The following is a 4,910-nucleotide window of genomic DNA, read 5'->3' as shown; positions in this document are numbered from 1 at the left end:
AAGTAGCCCTTATTCTTTCTATTATTATTACCGTTCCGAATTTAGCGGTGGCCTTCATGCCAAACAGTGAAGCTGTAAAACAAGGTGTCATTGATATAAAAATGCCTCGTGAAACATCTATTGATATGATGAACGAAAAATCCAAAGAGCTCGAAAAAGATTTGAAGCAGCATAAAGACAAATTGGGCAATCCTGCTTTCAAGTATATCGAATCTCTAGTCGGTTATAACCAAACCAGCGACCGTTATGCGTATCGAGCGATGATGTTCTTTGAACTAACTGCAGACACGGATGCGACAGAGGCAGTCAAAACCTACAAAGAAGACATGCTGAAATTGATGCCACCTGGCTCGGAAGTCAACATCCAGTTGTTTACGGGTGGGCCTCCAACATCAACAGGCGCTGACTTCTCGTACTCACTCAAAGGCGATGATCAGCTATATCTTCAGCAAGCCGCTAAGATGGTGGAAGATAAGCTGAAGGAATTTCCAGAACTGAACGAGATCAAAGATAGCTTAAGTGATTCCAAAACCGAAGTCGAAATTACAGTTGATCAAAATAAAGCGCGACTATATGGACTTTCTTCAGCGCAAATTTTACAAGCTGTTAATTCGTGGATTGCGGAAGAAAAGCTGGGAGATTTGAAGTTTAATAATGTTACTTATGAAACTAAAGTTATGCTCAATCCGATTTATAAAAACTCCGTGGATAAATTAGGCACGTTCTTGATCAAAACACCAACGGGTCAAACCATTCAGCTAAATGAAGTCGCTCGAATTGAGCAAATTGACGCACCAAACAGCATCAGTCGTGAAGATGAAGAACAAATTGTAAGTGTAAGAGCCAAAATTGATAGCACGGATAAAGGTGGAGTGAGCCAAAAAATATCTGCCGAATTGGCGAAGCTGGAGCTGCCTTCCGGAGTCTCTCGTGAAGTCAAAGGGGTTTCAGATGATATTAATAGAGGCTTTATGCAAATGTTTATTGCTATCTTCGCATCCATTTTCATTGTTTACATCGTCATGGTAATCGCATTTGGTAATGCAAGAGCACCTCTGGCTATTCTTTTCTCACTGCCACTTGCGGCAATTGGGGGGCTTCTAGGGCTTCTGATTACGGGAGAATCCATCAATGTCACATCACTCATCGGATTCCTTATGTTGATAGGTATCGTTGTAACGAACGCAATTGTACTTGTAGACCGTGTACAGCAGCTTAGGGAGCAGGACTACTCCATTCGTGATGCTCTTATCGAAGCTGGGATCACACGTTTAAGACCAATCATTATGACGGCAGGCGCAACGATTATTGCCCTCTTGCCACTCGGATTAGGTTTATCCAAAGGTACCATTATCTCCAAAGGTTTGGCAGTCGTTGTTATTGGGGGACTTACGACATCAACATTGTTAACGCTAGTCATTGTACCGATTATGTATGAAATTCTATTTAAAAAGAGAGAACGTCGTTGGTTCAAAAGAAAAGGGAAATCGTCAACTATACAAACGGAGCAAGCACCATCTGCGCTTCAATAAGCTGAACTGGGGAAAGGGAGAAATCGATTATGAAACGTCAGTTGTTTACGATTAAGCAAAGTGCCAAGTTAATCGGTGTCGTCGTGCTTAGCGCGGCGATAGTCGTAGGATGTTCCGCATCACCTGCTGCAAGCCCAAGCGCAACACCGGCAAATGCTGCCGAGCAAGGGGTTAAAGTTGTGAAAACAGCAAAAATTGCCAAACAGAAGATTGGTAATCCAATAGAGCAAGTAGGAGACGTTGTCTCTTCCATTCAATTGGATGTGGTAGCAAAGTCCGGCGGGGAAGTTATTGAAATTTTTAAGAAGCGCGGAGATAAAGTTGAAAAAGGCGATGTGTTGTTCCGCTTGGATCCGACCGATGTTTTGATCCAAAAAGATTTGAATACCGTGAGCATAAAAGGAGCCCAGGCCGGACTTGTCGAAGCTAAACAGAAGACATCTAACGGGATTGCAGATGCCAAAGACGGGGTTTCCAAATTAGAGACATCCGTTAACGATCTTGAGAAGGCCTATAACAAGGCTCGTAATGAATATGATCTAGGTACAGCAACGAAAACGCAGTTAGAGCAGTCCGAAACAGCGCTAACGAATATGAAAAAAGATCTGGAAAGCGCACGCAGATCGCTGAAAACTGCGYAAGAGACGAATTCACTTGCGCAAGTGGAAACTAGCCTAGAGTCAGCACAGGTAAGCGCGCGCAGCATTGATAGAACACTAAGCAATCTTGATGTCAAAGCGCCTGCTTCTGGTGTGCTAACGGATCTCAACGTGACAGTTGGTGAAACTTTAGCGCCAAGCGGCCGTGTCGGTGAAGTGCAGCAGACGAATCCGGTTAAGATTAAGTCCCAACTGACCGAAGCATCGGCAGCTCTCGTTCGAGGTAAAGGCGAACTAATTTTCTACATACCAGGTGTTACGGACAAAGCAAGTGCTAAAGTAACGTATTTATCTGATGTGATCAACGGTCAATCCAAGGCTTATGATCTGGAACTTGAGGTTCCGAATCCAGACGGCAAGTTGAAACCGGGTTCCAAAGCGCAAGTCGAGCTTACTAAAGACGATGAACAAATCGTACCGGTTATCCCGAGCCTTAGTATCGTCCGCGAAGGCGGCGACAGCTATGTTTATATCGTGAACGGTGAAACTGTACAAAAGCGCAAGGTTGAGCTTGGTCGTTTAAATGAAACGAATCAAGAAGTGTTATCCGGTGTGAAGGAAGGCGAGACGCTCGTGATTTCCGGACAGCACCAGCTGAAAGATCAAGATAAAATTAAAGTGAGCAACTAGCTCGAGCTCAAGGAGGAGAACTACGTGAATAAGAAAATGAAAAGATYGCTGGCCACCATTGTACTATCCGCTGCACTTTTAACTACCGCTTCTTTTCCTGCATGGGCTGCGGAGGGTGTGAGCTCGGCAGTTTTCGCTCAAACAAGCACGAATACCAGCTATTCGCTGACAGATAATGTAGAAGTGGAGATTAAAAGCATTCTCAACGAGCATGAATCGGATACAACGAAGCTTGGAGCCGTCATTCGTATTAAAAATACAACCGATAAAATTACTCGTGTGCCTGATTTTGAATTGCGTGTTCGCATGGCGGATGGCATTGAATATACACTGCAGCCGAGTGTCAAAAATTCAAAATCTATTCTACCGAAGACGCAGCAAGAACTTAGTTATCTGACGAATGCAGAACGTAGTGATGATGCTGAACTAAGCGAGCTTAGCTTCGTAGACGTTGATATGGAAGTATACCCCAAAAAGGAAACAACACTGCTTAGCGTACCTGTTGACGCGGCGCTCGTATGGAAAGGCAGTGACAGCACGATCACCAAAGCTTCTGCGCTTCTGAAGTGGGGAGAGGCCTTCACGCTGCCATCCCTGAGGTCATCTGTTGGTTTCATCCCTGTGGATATCCATAAGGAAATTTCAGCCAAAGGCGTGTCTACAGTTGTGCAAATTCAAGTAGTCAATCCAACGAATGAACGTCAAACTGTCCCGAATTTCGGAATCGATGGCAAAACGGAAAGCAAAGTTTATTCTGGCAATCGTGCCGAGGCTGCCGTTGTGCTTGATCCAGGTGAGAAAAAGTATATCCATATCGTTATCCCAACCGATTTGGACACCGAATTCACGAGTTTGAATGTCGTGTCGCCAGAGAGTTTCTTCGCCTCGCAAGGTGATGGCAAGATTCAAGAAGATACCTATCGGGTAGGGCGTGCGAACATTCTACTGCCTATAGGAGCAGCAACACAAGGGGTCATTCCGGCTCCAGCCTATACATTAGGAACACCGGTCAAACTGGATTCAACGAATAAATTTGTACCGTCCAATGTCGATGTATCGCTTGTTGAGCTGCACGTCACAAATAATGAAGATGATGGATTCAATACGGCAGTTGCCAAATTCAAACTGACGAATAACAGCGACCGTCCGGTCCCTATTCCTGCGATTCAAACCGAGCTTGTAAGTAAAGACGGTTATGCTTATGGAGGCAGGAGACAGGAGGCAACAGCTCTTAGCGTCGTTCCTAAGGCTTCTTATGTGGTCAGCTATTCCTATGCGCTTCCTGCTTCAGAAACAGGCGAGGGCTTGAAGATGAACTTGTATAGCCAGCAAGCTAACGGTGACACAGCCTACAAATCGTTGCTAGCAACTGCAAAAGTACCCGTTCAGGCCAACGAGATAACGAGTAAAGTACTTAACGTGTACCCATATGAGATCAATATTAAGGACTGGAGTATCTCAGCGATTTATCAAGCTTCCTTGACGTATGATTACAAATTGAAGCTGGAACTGGACATCCAACCGGATAAACAAGTGACTGTGGATAAGTATAACAACAAGCTCTCCTTCGAATTATTCGATAAAGTTGGTAATCCTGTTGGGAAAACGACGAAAGACTTATCAGGCGAAGGAAGATTGTACAGTGGCACGAACACGATTGACTTGAATGCGAGATCCGGTCAACTGGATTTCCCGATTCAAGTTAAAGTATACGAGACCTTTACGAACGAATACGGAGAAACAGTTAAACGATTCCTGACATCTTTTAAACAATAATGGTTCAATCGATAAATCGCTTGGTGGTGCATGAAGCACTGCTAAGCGGTTTTCTCGTTTGTACCGTGCATTTAGGATTCATGAGGAGGGACTCATAAGTATGTCCTGTTTTGGATAAGATAGGTTTATCGATTTTATTTAAAACGGAGTGATTGCGATGAACTGGATATATTGGGCGAAATTATATGATTCCAAGTTTCAAGCGGGCTGTCTGGCGAAAAGAATGGAAGAAGACTGGTGGATTTACGGGTATGAGTGTCCACAAGAAGTGGAAGTTTTCAAGTCGAAAAAGGGACGTTTCGGCGTTCGTTAC

3 protein-coding genes are annotated in these 4,910 nt (G+C 44.2%); all 3 read left to right on the top strand.

The features are described from left to right. Nucleotides 1-1,532, top strand: a 1,532-nt coding sequence (locus tag AC1DUA_RS23275) for an efflux RND transporter permease subunit (RefSeq protein WP_477502030.1), incomplete at its 5' end; no start/stop codon positions are given. A gap of 29 nt (nt 1,533-1,561) precedes the next feature. Further along, the gene (locus AC1DUA_RS23270; protein ID WP_477502029.1) at nt 1,562-2,821 is read left to right on the top strand and encodes an efflux RND transporter periplasmic adaptor subunit; all 1,260 of its coding nucleotides are present in this window, start codon (nt 1,562-1,564) and stop codon (nt 2,819-2,821) included. Between the two features lie 24 nt (nt 2,822-2,845). Then, entirely contained in the window at nt 2,846-4,597 is a 1,752-nt protein-coding gene (locus tag AC1DUA_RS23265; protein ID WP_477502028.1) for a hypothetical protein, read from the top strand. Nucleotides 4,598-4,910: the final 313 nt, after the last annotated feature.

It is taken from the genome of Paenibacillus sp. 01T422 (assembly GCF_056398785.1).
This window is presented reverse-complemented; position numbering and strand designations above follow the sequence as displayed.